The following is an 18,040-nucleotide window of genomic DNA, read 5'->3' on the forward strand; positions in this document are numbered from 1 at the left end:
CACATCCTCGGGTCTACTTGGCATGCAATTGCAAGGAGCAATGGCTATATTTGCAGTGAATCTCAAGCGAATATTAAAATTAACGGATTGAATTTTATAGGGGAGATTCCCTAAATAAGACCTAAAAAAGAAGACATCTCCCACAAAAACTGGGGTAGATGTCTTCCTTTTTGATTTTGATCTTACCGCCGAAGAAAAAAACAGTAAGTTTTTCAGTGCCCTCAATCAATAAGTGAGGGCTTTTTTGTTACTGCATAGGCTGCCCCGATGCTTTACGTAATTCATTGGCTAGCCGGTGCCGCTCTTCTTTGTCAGCCTCAGAAGCATGCTCATATCCATGAGACAGCCAACGTTCGATAAGCTTGTTCGCATCCTCTACACTAATACGATTAATCAACACATCCACGCTCCCTTTGTATTGGTTTAGATCACAGTAACCGCTAATGACCGTCTTACTGGAGCTAGTCTTATTTTTTTTGCCTAAATCCGTCCAAGCTGGTAGCTTGGCTGCATAATCGTCCAAGTCCCCTCATATGCATGTACTATGTTGATGTTAATCATGAGTGAGGGGATGATCGAATGCGCCGGGTCACATGGATGGTAGCAGTGGTGATGTGCTTAGCATTGGTTCTCGCAGGATGCGGGATAGGCAAGAAAGATGCAGGATCTATCGTAAAGGATTTGGATCATGTGATCAGCAAAGCGGATAGCTATCAGGCTTCAGGCAGCATGATTTTGCACACGGGGTCACAGCCGCAGGAGTATCAGGTGGAGGTGGCGTTCTCACCGGAGCATTTCTACCGGATTTCGCTGACCAATGCATCGAAGGATGTAACGCAAATTGTGCTGCGTAATGAAGAGGGCGTGTTCGTATTAACGCCGCATCTGAAGAAAAGCTTCCGTTTCCAAAGCGATTGGCCGGAGAATCAGGGACAGGTATATTTGTTCCAATCTCTAGCGAGAAGTATTATCGCGGACAAGGATCGTCAGTTTACAACGGACAATGATACGTATGTGTTCGATGTAGCGGCGAACTATCAGAATGAGCAGCTGTCCCGCCAGAAAATTTGGCTGAATAAAAAGACACTGGCACCTACGCAGGTTCAAGTGTCGGATGCCAACCAAAATGTGATGGTGCAGGTGAATTTCACGAAATTCGAATTCGATGCGAAGTTTGATAAGGATTTCTTCCAAATGGAGCGCAACATGACGAGCTGGAACATGCAGACATTGCCGACAATGTCAGATGTTAAGGTAACAGATGCTGATCATCCGGCAACTGGTGTAACGGACAAAAACTTGTCTGCAACAGGCGGCCAATCTGATCAAACAAAATCCACAAGCACAAAAGCGGATGCAACGAAACCGAATGCCGCGGCAAGCAAACCGCAGAGTATCGGTATCATTGAGCCGAGCTATCTGCCTAAGGATGTCGTGAAGCAGGATATTACGGATATGAAGCTCGGCGAAGACGCTGCTGTCCTTTTGCGATATAAAGGGAAGTACAACTTTAGTATGGTTGAGGTTAGACCACAGGCGAAGTCGGTGTCTTTGCAGCCAGGGGATATTGTGGATCTCGGCTTCACGATTGGCGTTCTCACAGGGGAAGATAAGAAGACTCTCACTTGGACGAATGACGGCGTAGAGTTCAGATTAACGACAGGCGATCTGCCGACGAATGAAATGATTAAAGTGGCGATGGCAACGGAAGGCCAATCCGGTAAATAACCAAGGAAAGATCTGCTCTTAGGAGCAGGTCTTTTTGTCTTTTTTATGCAGAAAAGCGTAGTCTTGACTTCTAAAATACCGCATTTCGGCGATTATTAGAGAAAATTAATGTGGGAAAGTGTGCCAATAGGAAACTAAATGCAATGGTGAATCATACTATTCAAGTAAGGGTTGTATGTGCTGCAAATGTACGGGTGGAGTAGCCTTCAGCTGATTTGCAATCAAAGGTGGCCATACGAACAAACATGCTTATGAAACAAGTCGTTTGGATATGACGCGATTTTGCCTTATTTAAGCCCAAAGGACGGTTGACAGTGTTTCCTGACTCGGTTTAACATAGGTTTATCGGTCCTAACGGGTTCGGAATTATTGGAGGGGGAGTCCTGCTGCTCGCATGGAGCGGGCCTTCCCTTATCCTTTGCATTTGAAAAAAGAGGTGAACGCTGGTGGATGCTTTTTATCGTCCCACGTGGGTTGAAATTTCGTTAGATGCTCTGCGAAGCAACATTGAAGGTTTTCAGAAGATACTGCCGACAGGAATGAAGCAGATGGCAGTCGTTAAAGCGGATGCGTACGGACACGGGGCTGTAGAAGTTTCCAAAGAGGCTTTAGCCGCGGGTGTGGATTACTTGGGTGTGGCGTTTTTCGATGAAGCGCTGGAGCTAAGGAATGCAGGAATAACCGCACCTATCCTAGTGCTTGGTTATACACCTCCTGAGGGAGTCGAGCGGGCACGGGAGCTTGATGTTACGATAGCGGTCTATAGTCATGATGTCCTTAAGGAGCTGCAGGCGCAGCAGCATAAGAAGAAGCTGAAAATCCACATCAAGCTCGATACCGGCATGGGCCGACTTGGTTTGCATACGGAAGCGGATGCAATTCCTTTCATCGAGCAAGCATTGACGCTGCCGAATGTGGAGGTTGAAGGATTGTTCACACATTACGCGAATGCGGATGAAGTGGATAAAAGCTATACGCTGGAGCAGTATCGCCGTTTTGAGCGGATTGTGAGCTATTTTACGGATAAAGGTGTAAAGTTTCCATATATACATGCAGGCAACAGTGCAGCGGCTATTGATTTGCCTAGTCTCACTTATTCAATGGTACGTTTGGGCATTTCGATGTATGGGCTATATCCTTCCAAGGATGTGGATCAAACGAAAATTAAGTTAAAACCTGTGCTCAGTCTCAAAACAGGCATTGTCCATCTCAAAACATTGCCGCCAAACTCCGGGATCAGCTATGGAACGATCTACCATACAAAAGGCGAAGAGCAGATCGGAACGCTGCCCATTGGGTATGCGGATGGGTATTCACGAATGCTTTCGGGTAAAGCTGAGGTACTGGTTCGGGGGAAAAGAGTGCAGGTAGTCGGCCGAATTTGTATGGACCAATGTATGATTAACGTGTCCGACGTTAAGGATGTCCAGACGCTCGATGAGGTTGTGCTGATTGGGGAGCAGGATGGAGAACGAATTACAGCTGAAGATATCGCTGATCAGCTAGATACAGTTAATTATGAAGTGATTTGTATGATTTCACACCGGGTAGCACGTGTGTATGTACGCGGCGGCGAACGAGTAGATGCCATTAATCCGCTGATGCGTCATCGTTACTAAGTCTTGGTCTCATCTAAATTCATGAATTTACCATTTAAAAATTATCCTTCCTATAGAGGAATTATAGAGTAGGCTATCGAATACGTAGTGAAGAATCTTATATCCATAGGTGTAACATATTTGATATACTGGGTGCATATATCTATTGTATAATTTGGTTTTCAAGTTGACATACTGGTAATATTGTCTTTGTATCGTTTCTGGGGGTGCGAGAGTGTGAGTAATGCGCATAATACGAAAAGGATCATGATTAGCTTGCCTGACAATCTGTTGCAAGAAGTGGACGGCATTGTCGAGAAGGAGAACTCCAATCGCAGCGAATTTATTCGCCAGGCAATGAAGCTGTATTTAATTGAACGCAAAAAGCGCAGTCTACGCGAATCCATGCAGCGTGGGTATATGGAGATGGCGAAAATTAATCTCAGCATGGCATCTGAAGCTTTTCAAGCGGAGGAAGAAGCGGACGGAACGCTTGATCGCTTAGTAAGCGGGGTGTAAGAAGTGATTGTGAAACGTGGCGATGTTTTTTTCGCAGATCTTTCGCCGGTAGTAGGGTCGGAGCAGGGAGGAGTTCGTCCTGTTCTAGTGATCCAAAATGATATCGGCAACCGCTTTAGCCCAACCGTGATTGTTGCAGCGATTACAGCTCAAATCCAGAAGGCGAAGCTACCCACGCATGTGGAAATCGACGCGGAGACGCATGGATTCGATCGAGACTCGGTCATTCTGCTTGAACAAATCAGAACGATTGATAAGCAACGGCTTACGGACAAAATTACGCATTTGGATGAAGAGACGATGCGAAAGGTTGACGACGCTTTGCAAATTAGTGTGGGACTGATAGAATTTTGAATAGGATCAGGAACGGACGGGGGTAAGTGGTTCCCTCGTTTTTTGGTTTGCATACATACTTGAAATTAGGTAGAAGTGGGGATGACTGTGACGATATTGGATACGGTGATGAAGAAATGGTTCCACGCAGCCGGCGAAGTGTCCGGAAATACCGGAGTGAAAAGCGCAGCGGATGATGAGCAGCTGGGAAGCAAGGGAGCTAAGAACAAATACGAGGAAGAGCCGAAGGAAAAGGTCGTCCTCTCCGAAGAGAAGAAAGCGGAGATCCAGGAGCGAATCTTAAAGCAGATCTCCGCTGAATTGCAACTGCCAGCAGGTAAAGTGAAAACGACGATGGGGCTGCTGGATGAGGGGAATACGATTCCTTTCATCGCTCGGTACCGGAAAGAAATGACGGGCGAGCTGGATGAGAACCAGCTGCGAGACATCGAGGAGCGCTTGCAGTATTTACGCAACCTCGAAGATCGCAAGCTGGAGGTCGTGCGTTTGATCGACGAACAGGGGAAACTGACGGATGAACTGCGCAAATCAATTGAAGGCGCTGCAAAGCTGCAGGAAATCGAAGATCTGTACAGACCGTATCGTCAAAAGCGGAAGACGAGAGCAAGCGTAGCCAAAGAGCGCGGCCTAGAGCCGCTAGCGGAGTGGATCTGGAAGCAGCCTAGGAATGGCTCGCTCGAACAAGAAGCGGAGCGATACGTAAACGCGGACAAGCAGGTAGCAAGCGCGGCTGACGCCATCCAAGGCGCGATGGACATCTTAGCGGAGAACATGGCAGACGATGCTAAGATTAGAGCCTGGGTGCGCAGATACACGCAGGATCAAGGGATATTGCATACGGAGGCCAAGGATGCAAAGGCTGAGTCCGTCTATGAGATGTACTATGCCTATCAGGAGCCGGTGAAGCGTCTCCCGCCTCATCGTATTCTTGCCATCAACCGTGGTGAACGCGAGGAAATTCTTAAGGTCAACTTGGTTGTTGCTGTTGATAAAATTCATGATTATATAGCTAGGCAAATTATAAAAGGGCAATCCATTGTACAAGATGTGCTTCGTACAATTGTTGAAGATGCTTACAAGCGTCTAATCGCACCGTCCATCGAACGCGAAGTGCGCGGAGAAATGACAGAGATGGGCGAGGAGCAAGCGATTAAGATTTTCGCAGAAAATCTGCGTAATCTGCTGCTCCAAGCGCCCGTCAAAGGGCACGTTGTACTCGGTGTCGATCCCGCTTACCGGACGGGCTGCAAGCTGGCCGTCATCGACGACACCGGGAAAATGCTTGAAATCGCCGTGACGTACCCGACACCTCCGAATAATAAGGTGGCGGAAGCGAAGGCGAAGTTCAAGCAATTGATCAGCAAGCACGGCGTCGAGCTGATCGTCATTGGGAATGGAACGGCTTCCCGTGAAACGGAGCAGTTTGTTGCGGAGCTGATTGCGGAGATCAAGGAGCAGAAGCTCAAGTACTTGATCGTCAGCGAAGCGGGGGCGAGCGTGTACTCCGCGTCGAAGCTGGCGCAGACGGAGTTCCCTGATCTCGACGTCGCCGAGCGCAGCGCGATCTCAATCGCGCGGAGGCTGCAAGACCCGCTCGCGGAGCTTGTGAAGATCGAGCCGAAGGCCATCGGCGTCGGGCAGTATCAGCATGACGTTTCGCAGAAACGCCTGGACGAGAACTTGAAGGCCGTCGTGGAATCGGCCGTTAACCATGTTGGCGTGGACCTCAACACGGCGTCCCCGTCTTTGCTCTCGTATGTGTCGGGCGTGAACGCGACACTGGCGAAAAACATCGTCAAGTATCGCGAGGAGAACGGCAAGTTCAGCTCCCGACAGGAGCTGTCGAAGGTTCCGCGCCTTGGCGCGAAAACTTTCGAGCAGTGTGTCGGGTTCATGCGGATTCCTGGCGGCAGGAACCCGCTGGACAACACCGCGATCCATCCGGAGTCTTACGACGTCGTGGATCGGCTGTTCAAGGAGCTCCGCCTGGAACTGGCGCAGCTAGGCTCGCAGCAGCTTCTATCGCTGCTGCAGACGCTGGAGCCAGAGGAGATGGCTCCGAAGCTGGGCGTTGGTGTCCCGACGCTGAGGGACATCTTAGACAGCCTGCAGCGTCCTGGGCGGGATCCGCGGGAAGAAGTCCCCGCGCCGATCTTCCGTACGGATGTGCTGCAGCTGGAGGACCTTGTGCCGGGCATGGAACTGACCGGCACGGTGCGCAATGTTATCGACTTCGGCGCTTTCGTCGATATCGGCATTAAGAACGATGGGCTGGTGCACATCTCCCAGCTCAAGAACGGCTTCGTGAAACATCCGATGGATGTTGTTTCCGTTGGGGACATTGTCCAGGTGTGGGTGCTTAACGTGGATCAGAAAAAAGGCCGAGTCGGCTTGACCATGAAAAAGCCGCAGCAATAAGCAAATAGGAGCAGTTGGCGGCGATAAGCTGCTGGCTGCTTTTTCTACATCATCCTTTCTCTTTTTCTACATCATCCTTTCATAAAGTAATGGCTTTATTAGTTCCACATCATCCTTTCCAACCCTAAAGTTGAGTTTAATCCTTATTGCAGAGGCTGTCCCACCTCCTTCACCGAATATACAGTGGCATTCTGTTGGCCAACGATCGCGATAAGCAAGCCCTCATGCGCTAAACGAGCCAGCCACTCGGCGGCTATTCGAAAAGGGACGTTACATTCGGCAGCGATGTCCTGGATTAGGATCTGGCCATTACGGCGCCTCGCAACGTCCAGAATAACTAGCTTCCTTAACTCCCACAGAAAAGGCGTATAGGTGGCAGGGGTGTTATGTACAGAATAAGACGATTTCCTTTCATGCAGCAGATAGACGTTGTCTCCTTGACCTTTTTTCGTTCTACGACGCAAAACCACAGATCTTCAGCTCCCTTTATACATGTTTTAGATAACAAAAAAACACACCGACCCGCAGATTACTCTGCTGGATCAAGTGTGCTTCACTCGGGCGGACTATTACATTTATTTACAGTATAGTGGGCTCATTTCAAATATGCAACATATTTTTCATTTGTGCTTGCTGCTTCTATGTAACGATTATGGCAAAAAAGCCAGCACCTGTCTCAAACAAGTACTAGCCCTTTTATCAGAATTTACGTTTGCCCGGTCCGTCCGTCGATTGGGTGTCAGGCCACTCCTCTTGTGAGCGGCGGGTGCGGTAAAAGTACCAGCTATCATTCAGCAATCGGATTTGTCTGCGGTTTTTGTTCTGGAAGGCCCGCATTAATTGATTACAGAGCCATTGCGGCATATGCCCATCCCCTTCTTCGCCATGTACTTATAGCATATGAAGGATAAAGGAGTTGGGTGCAGGTCCTTATGACATTAAACTTCAAATTCCTCTTCGTACCACTGTTCCAGCTGTGCTTGAAGCGCGCGGATTTCAGTTAGCAGCGAGATTAGCGGGTAGGATTTCTCTTGGATGCCGGCAAAAGATTTTTCCAAACGATTGATGTACTCTAGTCCTTGAATAAGCGTATACGTTGTTCCGATTAGCTCCAAATCATCACATTCTGCAATTACCCGAGGAAGTTGGGGGACGTCGTCCGCAGTCAGTTTATCTAGTTCTTTGTGCAATCTTTGATTCAGAGCTGTTAGTTGATAGGAATAGGAAGAAGGCATCGCAACAAATTCTACTTGCTGGTCGAGCTTGAGAATGGCATATCGCATTTGTGGCATTTGATTGGTCAAATCCTCTCTTTATAAAGCTTTCGTTCTTTCTTTTCTACTTGACAGTATAGCCGTACATACGGTACAAATTCAAGTGAGAACTTGTCTAAGCAGTGCTTACGATTAAGTTTCTAATGAAAACTCTAAGGAGCGTAGGGGATGGAGGATCGGGAACTTCAGGAGTGGATTGAGCAGATTTCCTTGGCATCGTTTGGAAGGGCGTTTGTTCATCAGGCGCGTTTTAACCGAAGATTGAGATCGACGGGAGGGCGCTATTTTACCAAATCCCATGATATTGAAATCTCTTGGATGCAGTGGGAAACGTTTGGCCGAGAGGAAATAGAGAAAATCATTAAGCATGAACTTTGCCATTATCATTTACATATATTAAAACGGGGCTATAAGCATCGCGATAATGATTTCAAGTCGCTGCTCGCGCAGGTTGGAGGTTCTCGCTTCTGTCAATCGCTGCCGCAGGCACGTCAGAAAAGGGCCTATAAATATCGACTGGAATGCGTTAATTGCAAAACAGAGTATTTCCGAAAGCGAAAAGTAGATGTCCGCAAGTACGCCTGTGGAAAGTGTAAGGGAAAATTGAAATCGTATACACTTGACTTACCTGCGCCTTCATAATAAAATTAAACTTATTCATTCCCTGATAGCTCAGTTGGTAGAGCACTCGACTGTTAATCGAGTTGTCACAGGTTCGAGTCCTGTTCGGGGAGCCATATCTTTGGAGAGATACCCAAGTGGCTATAAGGGGACCCTCTGCTAAGGGGTTAGACTGCGTAAGCGGTGCGAGGGTTCGAATCCCTCTCTCTCCGTATGGATTTTGGAAATAAGCTCAGATGGCGATTACGCCGTCTGGGCTTATTTTTTTGAAGAAAATGATAGGGCTTATCCAGTTATGTGCCTCGCTTCGCGGATAAGGGAACACGAGGGCTCTATTTCAGCGAAATTAGCCATTATTGCATGTGAGAGGGAACTGTGGGACGCTATTTCGACTTTTTAGGGGGAAAAGGCACCAATTTTGCTGAAATAAGATCCTGTAGTTCCTCTTCAGCATCCCAACCATCGCTTTTCTCATAAATAGCGTCCTGTAGTTCCGCTTAGTAGTCTAGGAGGCATACTTGGTCGGTTGCTAAAGATTCCTTTCGTTTTTCCTAATAGTTAGAACCAATGTTTGCGTTTGAAAAAGTACCACATCAAGAAGCCGATGCCAATCATCAGAATCCAGACATACAGGTAGCCATAGTCCCAGTTTAGCTCAGGAATGATTTTGAAATTCATGCCGTAGACACCGACAATGAAGGTGAGCGGCAGAAAAATCGAACTGAAAACCGTTAAAGTTTTCATAATTTCGTTCATGCGATCTGATTTCATGCTCATTTGAAGCTCGAGCAGCCCAGTCAGCGATTCACGAAAAATATCTAACGAATCTACGACGCGCGAGATATGATCCATGATATCCAGGAAGTAAACATCATCTTCTTCACGCGTATAGGGGAAGGAGTGGTGCGCAATTGCCGCTAAGGTAATTCGTTCATCGACAATGACGCGACGAAGCTGATGCATGGTTCTTTTCAGCTGGAAAATATCCTGTGCGATGCGAATCGCTGGATTTAGATACACGGACTGTTCCATCGTGTCCAGACGATCGTCCAGATGTTCCACGATGACGGTATAATCGTCGACACAGCGATCTAGGATGGCATGCAAAATTGCGCCTGGATGGCTGATTCGTTCAGGCACTTCTTGGCATGTGAAGTAGAGCTGATCGATGAAAGGAAGCTTGTCTTTGTACACGGTAATAACAAAATTAGAGCCGATCACAATCGCAATTTCCTGGGGCTCCAGCCCCTCGGATACGGCAAAGAAGGTCAGGAAGATATGATCTTTATACGTATCCATCTTCGGTCGTTGATTTAGCTTGATGGCATCCTCGACAAGGAGCGGGTGGCACTTGAATACATCGCCAAGAACATGTTTGACTTCATCTGGCGAGGGGTTCTCCATTCGCACCCAAACGACTTCATTGGAGGCTGGAACGCGCACCTCTTCCTCGTGGACGGTTGCATGTGTAGATTCATAAATGAGCATGGATGACAGACCAAACACCTCGGTTAGGTTGAATTGGTTTCAGCATACCATATTTGTCCGGAAGCGTTCCAGATTTTGCACTTGTCAATTGAGATTTGATCCTTTATAATAACAATTGTCGTCAAAATGGGCTGCACAAGCTTACCGACATTCGCGGCCCGTTGGTCAAGTGGTTAAGACACCTCCCTTTCACGGAGGTAACAGGGGTTCGAGTCCCCTACGGGTCAGTTTTTATATCCTCTTATGCGGTCGTGGTGGAACGGCAGACACACCATCTTGAGGGGGTGGCGCTCACAAGGCGTGAGGGTTCAAATCCCTCCGACCGCATCCCAAGTATAGAGAGAAGAACCTCCAAATTCACTTGTTAAAGTGAAAGTAGGAGGTTCTTTTTTGTTTAAGGAATTAACAGTATCCTCTGAGTAACGGATTAAAGGGAGTTTCTCCTGCTAATTGTAAGCTGAGATGGGAAGCAAGGCATTTAACTGGAAAAACTCCATCTATTTCGGCGCCAGACAGGCGAATGAGGACAAATGTAAAGAAATTAACAACAGAAATTCCAGTTATTCGATTTTAAAAGCAACCAAACGAAGAAATTAACAGTAGAATCTTCCATGTAATCAAATTTTGACAGGCGAGCACCGCTCTCTAGTTGAGCTAGTTGAGCACCAACCTGCCTCAGGCTTAATTATTCTTTAGAATTACTTCGACAGCTTCTGACAGCTAAAGCTCAACCATTCTAGTACAATAGGACCAAACTAGTTGAAAAGAGAAGGGTGAGTTCCGTGAAAACAACCTATCAAAACTTACAAGTTCGCAGAGTTATGCGATATTTTTTAAAAGTTGCCAGCATTGAGCAGCTTGAGCTCATTGCGAGCATACTGAACAGATGCATTACGCAAAGAAAAACACAACAAGTAATTAACACAAATACAAGCAATGGCGCTTAATTTGCCTATAATTTCCACCAAAGACTATGCTCTGCAGGCCATGCAGGAGTAGTCTTTTTCTACTTTCTCAGCTTTGGGTTGCCATCTAAATGGGCTATAATAGTAATTGAAATTCATAAAGGGAGAATACGAACATGACTCCATATAAAAGAAACAAATTAGTTGAAGTGAGCGGAAAGTTGGCAAAAGTCGCCATGGGTAATGCTTTTGCTGACCTTGTCATTAAAAATGGCATATTGGTCAATGTGTATTCAGGGGAATTAATTGCGCACATGGATGTCGCAGTAGCAGAGGGACGAGTGGCATTTGTCGGGCATGCAGACCACACGATTGGTGATCAAACGGTTGTTATCGACGCTGCAGGGAGATACATAGCTCCTGGGTTCCTAGACGGACATATGCATGTTGAAAGTACCATGCTTTCTGTTACAGAGTTTGCCAAAGCGGCTCTACCCAAAGGAACAACGGGGATTTTCATGGACCCGCACGAGATTGCCAATGTGTTTGGGGCAGAAGGGGTTAGGCTGATGCATGAAGAGGGGCAGCAGCTGCCGCTCAAAGTATTCACGACCTTCCCGTCCTGCGTACCTGCGACAACAGATTTGGAAGATGCGGGTGCAAGCTTGGAAGTGAAAGATATTGAAGAGGGACTGCAGTGGGATAATGTGATCGGTCTTGGTGAAGTGATGAATTTTCCTGGTGTCGTGTACGGAGATCCGAAAATGTGCGGGGAAATCGAAGCGACGATTAACAGCGGCAAAGCAGTAACGGGCCATTTCCCGAGTGAGGATGACCGTATGCTGCAAGCCTATATTGCGTCTGGCGTGACCTCCGATCACGAAACGGTTACGCGCGAGCAAGGACTGCATAAAGTCCGTATGGGCATGCATCTGATGATTCGCGAAGGCTCCGCTTGGCATGATGTCAAAGAGGTCATCAAGGTGGTGACCGAAGATAAAGTAAACACATCTAACATCTCCCTCGTCACGGATGACGTTAGTCCGCAAACACTGGTGGAGAAAGGGCATCTCAACCATGTGGTGCGCCGAGCGATTGAAGAGGGCGTTGATCCTGTCACCGCGATTCAAATGGTTACCATCAATGTGGCGCGTTACTTTAACCTGGATAAAGACCTAGGCAGCCTTACGCCAGGTAAATGCGCAGACATTTTATTACTCGATGATTTGCAAAAGGTTGAGCCTGTAACTGTCATTACGGATGGAAAGGTTATCTTTGACCAAGGCAAGCTTGTCGAGGAATTCCCTACTTATATATATCCGGCGCATATTTGCAGCTCCATGAATGTGAAGCGAGAGCTCACAGCAGAGGACTTTCAGCTTAAGAGCCGCGGTAAAGAAGAGCGAACAAGTGTCAATGTCGTACAGGTAATTGAAAATAGTGCAAGAACAGCGAAAATGACAGCCACGCTAAGTGTCGAGCAAGGAATTATTCAACCGGATATCCAACAGGATGTTGTTCGTCTTGCTTGTATTGAGCGGCACCGCGGCACCGGTGAAATTTCACTTGGTTTCTCAAGCGGCTTTCAACTGAAATCCGGCGCAGTAGCGTCAACCGTAGCGCATGACAGCCACAATTTAATAGTTATGGGCATTGATGAACAGGATATGGCTTTTGCCGCTAATGAACTTGCCAAATTGGGAGGCGGCACAATTGTCGTTGAGAATGGCCGCGTGCTGGCTCAAGTTCCGTTAACGATTGCAGGCCTTATGTCCGATAAGACTTTGCTTGAAGTCGTTGAAGAGGTTGCTCAGCTCGAAGGAGCATGGAAGCAAATTGGCTGCCCGTTGAACGCACCGTTTATGACATTCTCATTGATAGCACTGCCTGTTATTCCTGAGATTCGGATTTCAAACCGTGGAATTGTCGATGTGACACAGTTTAAGTTGATTGATGTGGAACTGGTTTAAGACTAGAAGGTGCTCCTTGGGGCACCTTCTTTTTTTCCAAAAGTATGAAGTTTTGTCATAAGTGAATCCATCGGTCCGTTGACATTTTGTAAACCTTATCATATTTTAATCCATTTCGACATAATACAACATTTATTGCTATGTACAGACTAAAATTTATCGCACTATAATAAGTACAGATTTAAGACAAACTGCATGCACGAATGACTGACTAATTGACAAAGGCAAATCATTGGAAACAATGAGACGCAAAGCCATGGCCTAACACATACATTTTTGTATGATATGGTTGACAGGTTACCGAGTGGGAAGGATCAAGATCATCCTTTATTCGGGGTGGTCTTTTTTTGTTCGTCAAAACATCATCCAAGGAGGCAATTTGCTTGAAAGAGAAAAACCGTGTTATGCAATTTATTGTAATCGGGACACTCGTCCTAAGTTTGTTGGTCCATGCCCTTAACCGCCTTGCTCATCACTCGCTCATGGAACACGAAGTCATGCATTCAGCTTTATCACACGGTTTTTTAAATCAAATGTTTTTCTGGACACCGATCGTGCTTGTTATCATCGGAGCTGTGCTCTCTCGTCTTCAAGCTGAACATGCTTGGATCCCGCTTGTTCATACGTTGTCATTAACGTTATGCTCCATGTCGATTATTGCTGGAGGCAACGGAATGGTGGAGTATCACTTTTCCATTTTCATGGTGTTAGCCATCCTTATGTACTATAACAATATTGCCTTGCTGCTGTGCAGTACGGTTCTTTTTGCCGCCCAGCATCTGCTTGGGTTCTTCTTTTTTCCCGAATTGGTCTACGGTTCAAATGTGTATGCGTTTACAATGGTGGCGATTCACCTGATTTTCGTCATCCTCTTCATTGGCGCGGTCATGTATCAAATCATCTCCAATCGCCAAGCAACGGAGCGTTTCGAAAAGGAACAATATCATAAGCTGCAGCAGACCGTCAGGTCCATTATCGAGAGTCTTGCACATACTTCTCAGGAAGTTCGACTGAACTCTAGCGGTCTGAGCGCTCAGTCAAATGAGCTTAATCGCTTGACCATGGAGGTCGTTCAAACGATGCACCAGGTAGAGCAGGCTGCTAGTGATCAAGAAAACGGCGTAGAAGTTAGCAGGAAAGCGATAAGCGAAATGCTCACCGATATTTGCCACATTGCAGAAAACTCGGCCAGTGCGTCTGAGATATCCAGTCAAGCAGCCTATGAGGCTGAAAAGGGGAATGAATCCATTCAGCTGGCCGTGCAGCAGATGCAGTCCATGCATCATGCGATTCATTCAACCGCCGAGAAAGTGAAAGTGCTTGGAGAACGCTCGCAAGAGATCAATCAAATTGTTAATTTGATAACAGATGTCGCTTCGCGCACGAACTTGCTAGCCCTTAACGCAGCTATCGAAGCAGCGCGCGCAGGCGAACACGGAAAAGGATTTACGGTTGTTTCAACAGAGGTGCGCAAATTAGCCGAGCAAACGAGCGAGTCCGCTAAGCAAATTGCAGAGCTAATTGAAGATATTCAAGTGAATAATGAAGCCTCCATTCAATCGATGGATCAAGTCATTGGTACCTTTGCTCATGGAAATGAGGCCGTTGTGTCTGCCGGACAAGCATTTGGACGCATCCTGGGATCGATCCATTCTGTTGCTACGCAAATGCGCGATATCAGGGGAACGTCGCAGCAGATGTCAGCGAGCACACAGCAATTTAGCACTTCCATGGAGGAAATTTCCGTATTATCCAGCCAATTAACCGACAATGTGAAATCAGTCAGTAAACGAACGGACAAACAGGATATCCTGATCAACAAAGCGTCGGAATTAGCCGACAGATTGGAAGAACATAGCCATACACTGAATGAGATCATGATGAAGACGAAACATACATTTTCTCTACAGTAATTTCCCTACAGCAACGAAGAAATGAGGATCACATATGCATCACCCGATAACGGAAAGTTATAATTTCGTCCTAGTTCTCCTATCATTCACCATCGCCTTGCTGGCCTCTTTTACAGCGCTTAATTTGGCGCGCAAAGTGTCATCTTCGGAGGGCTGGTATCAGAAGAGCTGGATGATTTGCAGTGCCATCGTCATGGGGGTAGGAATATGGTCCATGCATTTTATCGCCATGCTGGCTTATGAATTGCCGGAAGGAGTCACCTACGACATCTCTATGGTCAGTATCTCTATTGTCGTAGCGGTCAGTGGGGCGCTGGTAGGGCTTTTCGTTACGTTCCAAGGGAACTTCACCCGAACCAAGCTCATCATTGGCGGAACAACGATGGGATTTGCCATTAGCGGCATGCATTATATCGGGATGTCTGCCCTGCAGCATATAACGATTCGTTATCAGCCTGTACCGTTCATTTTATCCATTATTATTGCTATCTTGGCCTCAATAACTGCTCTGTATCTATTTTTTAACCGGAGTCAAAAAATTGCCATCAGCGGTTTCATCATGGGGATAGCTATCACAGGCATGCACTATATGGGTATGGCAGCCGCAGTTATGACCATGCAGGATGCCTCTCATCATGCAAGTGAGAATGGCGTAAGCATGGACTTTTTCGTGGTCGCCATGGATGTAGCGTTCGGAGCGATTCTGATTTTCGCATTTAGCTTTATTAGCTCTCTGTCATCCGATAGACGGTTAGCTGAACAAATTGCGCTCAAAGCTTCCATCTTAGAGTCAGCTATTGATGGAATCCTGATGTTTAAAGCGCAGGGGCGAATCATTGAATTCAACCAGGCCGCAGAAGGGATTTTTGGATACACACGCAAAGAGGCGCTTCACTTAACCATATTCGATCTCCTGTTTCTATTCGATCAAGATGGGCAGGATGCGGCAGATTTGTATAAGCAGCTAACGCAAAAGGTTGGCTCCATTATTGGTAAACGATTTGAAATCATGGCTTACCGATCCAATCATGCGAAGTTTCCTGCTGAAATCGTCATTACGAATCTCTTTTATGCAGGCAAGCTCGTTTATACAGCCTATCTGCGTGATTTGACGGAGATCCGAAAGTCGGAGGAGCTCATTCACAAGTTGGCTTACTTTGACCATTTGACGGGTTTGCCTAATCGCAATCAATTTAATCAGCTTATTGAAGATATCCTTCATCGTGCTCGTAAAAATCAGGAGACTGTGGCTGTGTTGTTTCTGGATATTTACCGGTTTAAATGGATCAATGACTCCTATGGTCATCTTGTTGGCGATCAAGTGTTGAAGCAATTCTCGGCGTTGATAACGAGTAGTCTGCCCGCGAATGGCTCGGCTTCAAGGCTTAGCGGGGACGAGTTTGTCATTTTATTGCCGCTAGGTGACAGGGATATCGCTGAGAATCAAGCCTTAGACATCATGAAAAGGTTGGAAATACCGTTACACGTAGAAGGAAGAGAATTCTATGTGTCGACCAACATGGGGATTTCGTTGTATCCGCAGGATGGACAATCGTCAGAAATTTTGCTGAAAAATGCGGACCAAGCGATGTATGCGGCGAAAGAGCAGGGCCGCAACAATTACCGGTTCTTCCGAAAGGACATGAAGACTAAGTTCTCCCAAAGAGCTGCCATTGAACAACATTTGCGTCATGCCATTGATAATAAGGAGCTAACCTTAGTTTATCAGCCTAAATTTGATACGCGTACGTGTGAGCTGGTGGGGATGGAGGCGCTTCTTCGATGGAATAACGAGCAGTTAGGTAGCATTGCGCCACAGACGTTCATTCCGGTTGCCGAGGAATCTCGTCAAATCATAGAAATCGGCCAATGGGTGCTCCATTCGGCTGCGGCGCAAATGAAGAAATGGCAGGATGCAGGATTGGATGCCGTCTCGATGGCAGTGAACATATCGGCGGTTCAGCTGCACCATGAGCAGTTTATTCCATCGATTCATGATATTTTGCAAACGTATCAGTTGGAGCCTGAAAGGTTGGAACTCGAAATGACGGAAAGCATCGAAATCAATCGAAGCAGCATGCTTGAGAAGCTCCGGACCCTTCATCGGATGGGGGTAAGGCTGGCTGTGGATGATTTTGGCACGGGATATTCGTCGATCAGTTATTTGCAGAAGTTCCCAATCAACTCGCTTAAAATTGACAAATCCTTTGTTCAACGCATTGCCGGACCTCATTCGGATAATTCACTCATTGAAGCAATTATCGCCATGGGCCGCAGTCTGAAGCTAGAAGTCATTGCCGAAGGTGTAGAAACGGAGGAACAGCTTGCTTATTTAAAAAGTCATGGCTGCCATCAGGTGCAAGGTTATTTATTTGCAGCTCCTTTAACTGCTGAGGAGTTTGAAGCGCTCTATGTGAACAGGGCCAAACAGTCTTCTATTTTATTGTGAACGAAAGGTCTGTTAAAATGGAAGGATAAGTCGCTGGAAACATGAGGAGGCAGAGCCTTGAACACCTATAAAATAGATGATGTAGCCAAAGAGGTAGGGTTAACCAAGAGAACGATACGCTATTATGAGGAAATTGGGGTGCTTGAAGCTCCGGATCGGAGCGAAGGCGGGACCCGGTTATATACGCGTGAGCATATTGATCAGCTGAAGCACATTGTTAATGCGCGCGATGTCCTGGGCTTCTCCCTGCAGGAGATTCAAGACTTTGTATCGATCAGCAAAAAGCTGGATGAGCATCGTCAAGGCTTTTTGCTAACCGAAGATCATGTTCAGAAGAAAAAGGAATTGCTGGAAATGGAGCAAATGATCCGGGACCAGCTTCAGCTTATGGACTTGAAGCTCGCTAAAATTGCTGAGTTTCGTCAAAGCACAGAAGTGAAGTACAAACGCGTACAAGCAGCTCTGAACAATATGGTTTAAAAAAGTGGACCGTCAGGGCATAGGCCCTGGCGGTCTTCGTGCTGTGTCCATTTCTGTGTGTTAACGTAAATAAGGAAAATAAGGAATTCGAAGGGGCTCATTGTTCACATTTGTAGGTTTAATGATAATGTCCGTGGGAACCGACTTCCCAGGTGGTAATTGAATGATACCGCTTCCATCATAGTACACAGGTTTATTTGGTTCAGTAGCCATTCCTGTTTCCTCCTACAAAGGGGATATTTTTTTGACCTTCGATACATAATGTATCACGATAAAGAGAATTAAACAACGGGCATCTTCCAGAAATTGTTTGACAAAACAAA

At 46.6% G+C, this 18,040-nt stretch carries 16 protein-coding genes, 4 tRNA genes and 1 riboswitch; of the genes, 14 read left to right on the forward strand and 6 right to left on the reverse strand.

Annotated features, from left to right (window positions below; genetic code table 11):
- Positions 1 to 247: 247 nt before the first annotated feature.
- Positions 248 to 523: a hypothetical protein gene (locus tag AC58UW_RS22965; protein WP_497422927.1), complete on the reverse strand. Its 276-nt coding sequence runs from the start codon at positions 521 to 523 to the stop codon at positions 248 to 250.
- A 56-nt stretch (positions 524 to 579) separates the two neighbouring features.
- Here AC58UW_RS22965 and AC58UW_RS22970 point away from each other — a divergent pair, with 56 nt between their 5' ends.
- From AC58UW_RS22970 to AC58UW_RS22990, 5 genes are all read left to right on the forward strand, one after another.
- Positions 580 to 1,728, forward strand: coding sequence for an outer membrane lipoprotein-sorting protein (locus AC58UW_RS22970; protein WP_497422928.1), 1,149 nt, complete (start codon positions 580 to 582; stop codon positions 1,726 to 1,728).
- A 446-nt stretch (positions 1,729 to 2,174) separates the two neighbouring features.
- A complete protein-coding gene (gene alr / locus AC58UW_RS22975; RefSeq protein ID WP_497422929.1) occupies positions 2,175 to 3,347 on the forward strand; it encodes an alanine racemase in 1,173 nt (390 codons plus the stop codon).
- A gap of 216 nt (positions 3,348 to 3,563) precedes the next feature.
- Positions 3,564 to 3,845 carry a CopG family ribbon-helix-helix protein gene (locus AC58UW_RS22980; protein WP_028553892.1) on the forward strand — a complete coding sequence of 94 codons (282 nt, stop codon included), beginning with the start codon at positions 3,564 to 3,566 and terminating at the stop codon, positions 3,843 to 3,845.
- A gap of 3 nt (positions 3,846 to 3,848) precedes the next feature.
- On the forward strand, positions 3,849 to 4,199 hold the full coding sequence (locus AC58UW_RS22985; protein ID WP_028553893.1) for a type II toxin-antitoxin system PemK/MazF family toxin: 351 nt from the start codon (positions 3,849 to 3,851) through the stop codon (positions 4,197 to 4,199).
- An 81-nt stretch (positions 4,200 to 4,280) separates the two neighbouring features.
- The gene (locus AC58UW_RS22990; RefSeq protein ID WP_497422930.1) at positions 4,281 to 6,617 is read left to right on the forward strand and encodes a Tex family protein; all 2,337 of its coding nucleotides are present in this window, start codon (positions 4,281 to 4,283) and stop codon (positions 6,615 to 6,617) included.
- Between the two features lie 143 nt (positions 6,618 to 6,760).
- Here the strand turns inward: AC58UW_RS22990 and AC58UW_RS22995 are convergent, their stop codons facing one another.
- From AC58UW_RS22995 to AC58UW_RS23005, 3 genes are all read right to left on the reverse strand, one after another.
- A complete protein-coding gene (locus AC58UW_RS22995) occupies positions 6,761 to 7,087 on the reverse strand; it encodes a hypothetical protein (RefSeq protein WP_497422931.1) in 327 nt (108 codons plus the stop codon).
- 229 nt (positions 7,088 to 7,316) lie between these two features.
- On the reverse strand, positions 7,317 to 7,481 hold the full coding sequence (cmpA, locus tag AC58UW_RS23000; RefSeq protein ID WP_090818813.1) for a cortex morphogenetic protein CmpA: 165 nt from the start codon (positions 7,479 to 7,481) through the stop codon (positions 7,317 to 7,319).
- A 74-nt stretch (positions 7,482 to 7,555) separates the two neighbouring features.
- Complete coding sequence (locus AC58UW_RS23005) at positions 7,556 to 7,909, reverse strand: hydrolase/acyltransferase (protein WP_497422932.1); 354 nt, start codon at positions 7,907 to 7,909, stop codon at positions 7,556 to 7,558.
- Between the two features lie 150 nt (positions 7,910 to 8,059).
- On the opposite strand from AC58UW_RS23005, the gene AC58UW_RS23010 reads away from it, so the two are divergent.
- The 3 genes from AC58UW_RS23010 (at position 8,060) to AC58UW_RS23020 (ending at position 8,724) form a co-directional block, all read left to right on the forward strand.
- The gene (locus AC58UW_RS23010) at positions 8,060 to 8,533 is read left to right on the forward strand and encodes a SprT family protein (protein ID WP_497422933.1); all 474 of its coding nucleotides are present in this window, start codon (positions 8,060 to 8,062) and stop codon (positions 8,531 to 8,533) included.
- A gap of 19 nt (positions 8,534 to 8,552) precedes the next feature.
- Positions 8,553 to 8,628, forward strand: a tRNA-Asn gene (locus tag AC58UW_RS23015).
- Positions 8,629 to 8,635: 7 nt separating this feature from the next.
- Positions 8,636 to 8,724: transfer RNA gene (locus AC58UW_RS23020), tRNA-Ser, on the forward strand.
- 346 nt (positions 8,725 to 9,070) lie between these two features.
- Here the strand turns inward: AC58UW_RS23020 and corA are convergent.
- Positions 9,071 to 10,000, reverse strand: coding sequence for a magnesium/cobalt transporter CorA (gene corA, locus AC58UW_RS23025; protein ID WP_497422934.1), 930 nt, complete (start codon positions 9,998 to 10,000; stop codon positions 9,071 to 9,073).
- Between the two features lie 155 nt (positions 10,001 to 10,155).
- Here corA and AC58UW_RS23030 point away from each other — a divergent pair.
- The 6 genes from AC58UW_RS23030 (at position 10,156) to AC58UW_RS23055 (ending at position 17,717) form a co-directional block, all read left to right on the forward strand.
- Positions 10,156 to 10,227, forward strand: a tRNA-Glu gene (locus AC58UW_RS23030).
- A gap of 18 nt (positions 10,228 to 10,245) precedes the next feature.
- A tRNA-Leu gene (locus AC58UW_RS23035) sits at positions 10,246 to 10,327 on the forward strand.
- A 754-nt stretch (positions 10,328 to 11,081) separates the two neighbouring features.
- The gene (gene ade / locus AC58UW_RS23040) at positions 11,082 to 12,875 is read left to right on the forward strand and encodes an adenine deaminase (RefSeq protein WP_497422935.1); all 1,794 of its coding nucleotides are present in this window, start codon (positions 11,082 to 11,084) and stop codon (positions 12,873 to 12,875) included.
- A gap of 213 nt (positions 12,876 to 13,088) precedes the next feature.
- Positions 13,089 to 13,180, forward strand: a riboswitch (cyclic di-GMP riboswitch).
- Positions 13,181 to 13,258: 78 nt separating this feature from the next.
- A complete protein-coding gene (locus AC58UW_RS23045) occupies positions 13,259 to 14,788 on the forward strand; it encodes a methyl-accepting chemotaxis protein (RefSeq protein ID WP_497422936.1) in 1,530 nt (509 codons plus the stop codon).
- Positions 14,789 to 14,822: 34 nt separating this feature from the next.
- Positions 14,823 to 17,237, forward strand: a complete 2,415-nt coding sequence (locus tag AC58UW_RS23050) for a putative bifunctional diguanylate cyclase/phosphodiesterase (protein WP_497422937.1) — start codon at positions 14,823 to 14,825, stop codon at positions 17,235 to 17,237.
- A 57-nt stretch (positions 17,238 to 17,294) separates the two neighbouring features.
- A complete protein-coding gene (locus AC58UW_RS23055) occupies positions 17,295 to 17,717 on the forward strand; it encodes a MerR family transcriptional regulator (protein ID WP_497422938.1) in 423 nt (140 codons plus the stop codon).
- Between the two features lie 60 nt (positions 17,718 to 17,777).
- Here the strand turns inward: AC58UW_RS23055 and AC58UW_RS23060 are convergent, their stop codons facing one another.
- Positions 17,778 to 17,930, reverse strand: a complete 153-nt coding sequence (locus tag AC58UW_RS23060; RefSeq protein WP_497422939.1) for a hypothetical protein — start codon at positions 17,928 to 17,930, stop codon at positions 17,778 to 17,780.
- Positions 17,931 to 18,040: the final 110 nt, after the last annotated feature.

The sequence above is a fragment of the Paenibacillus sp. J22R160 genome (assembly GCF_059692135.1).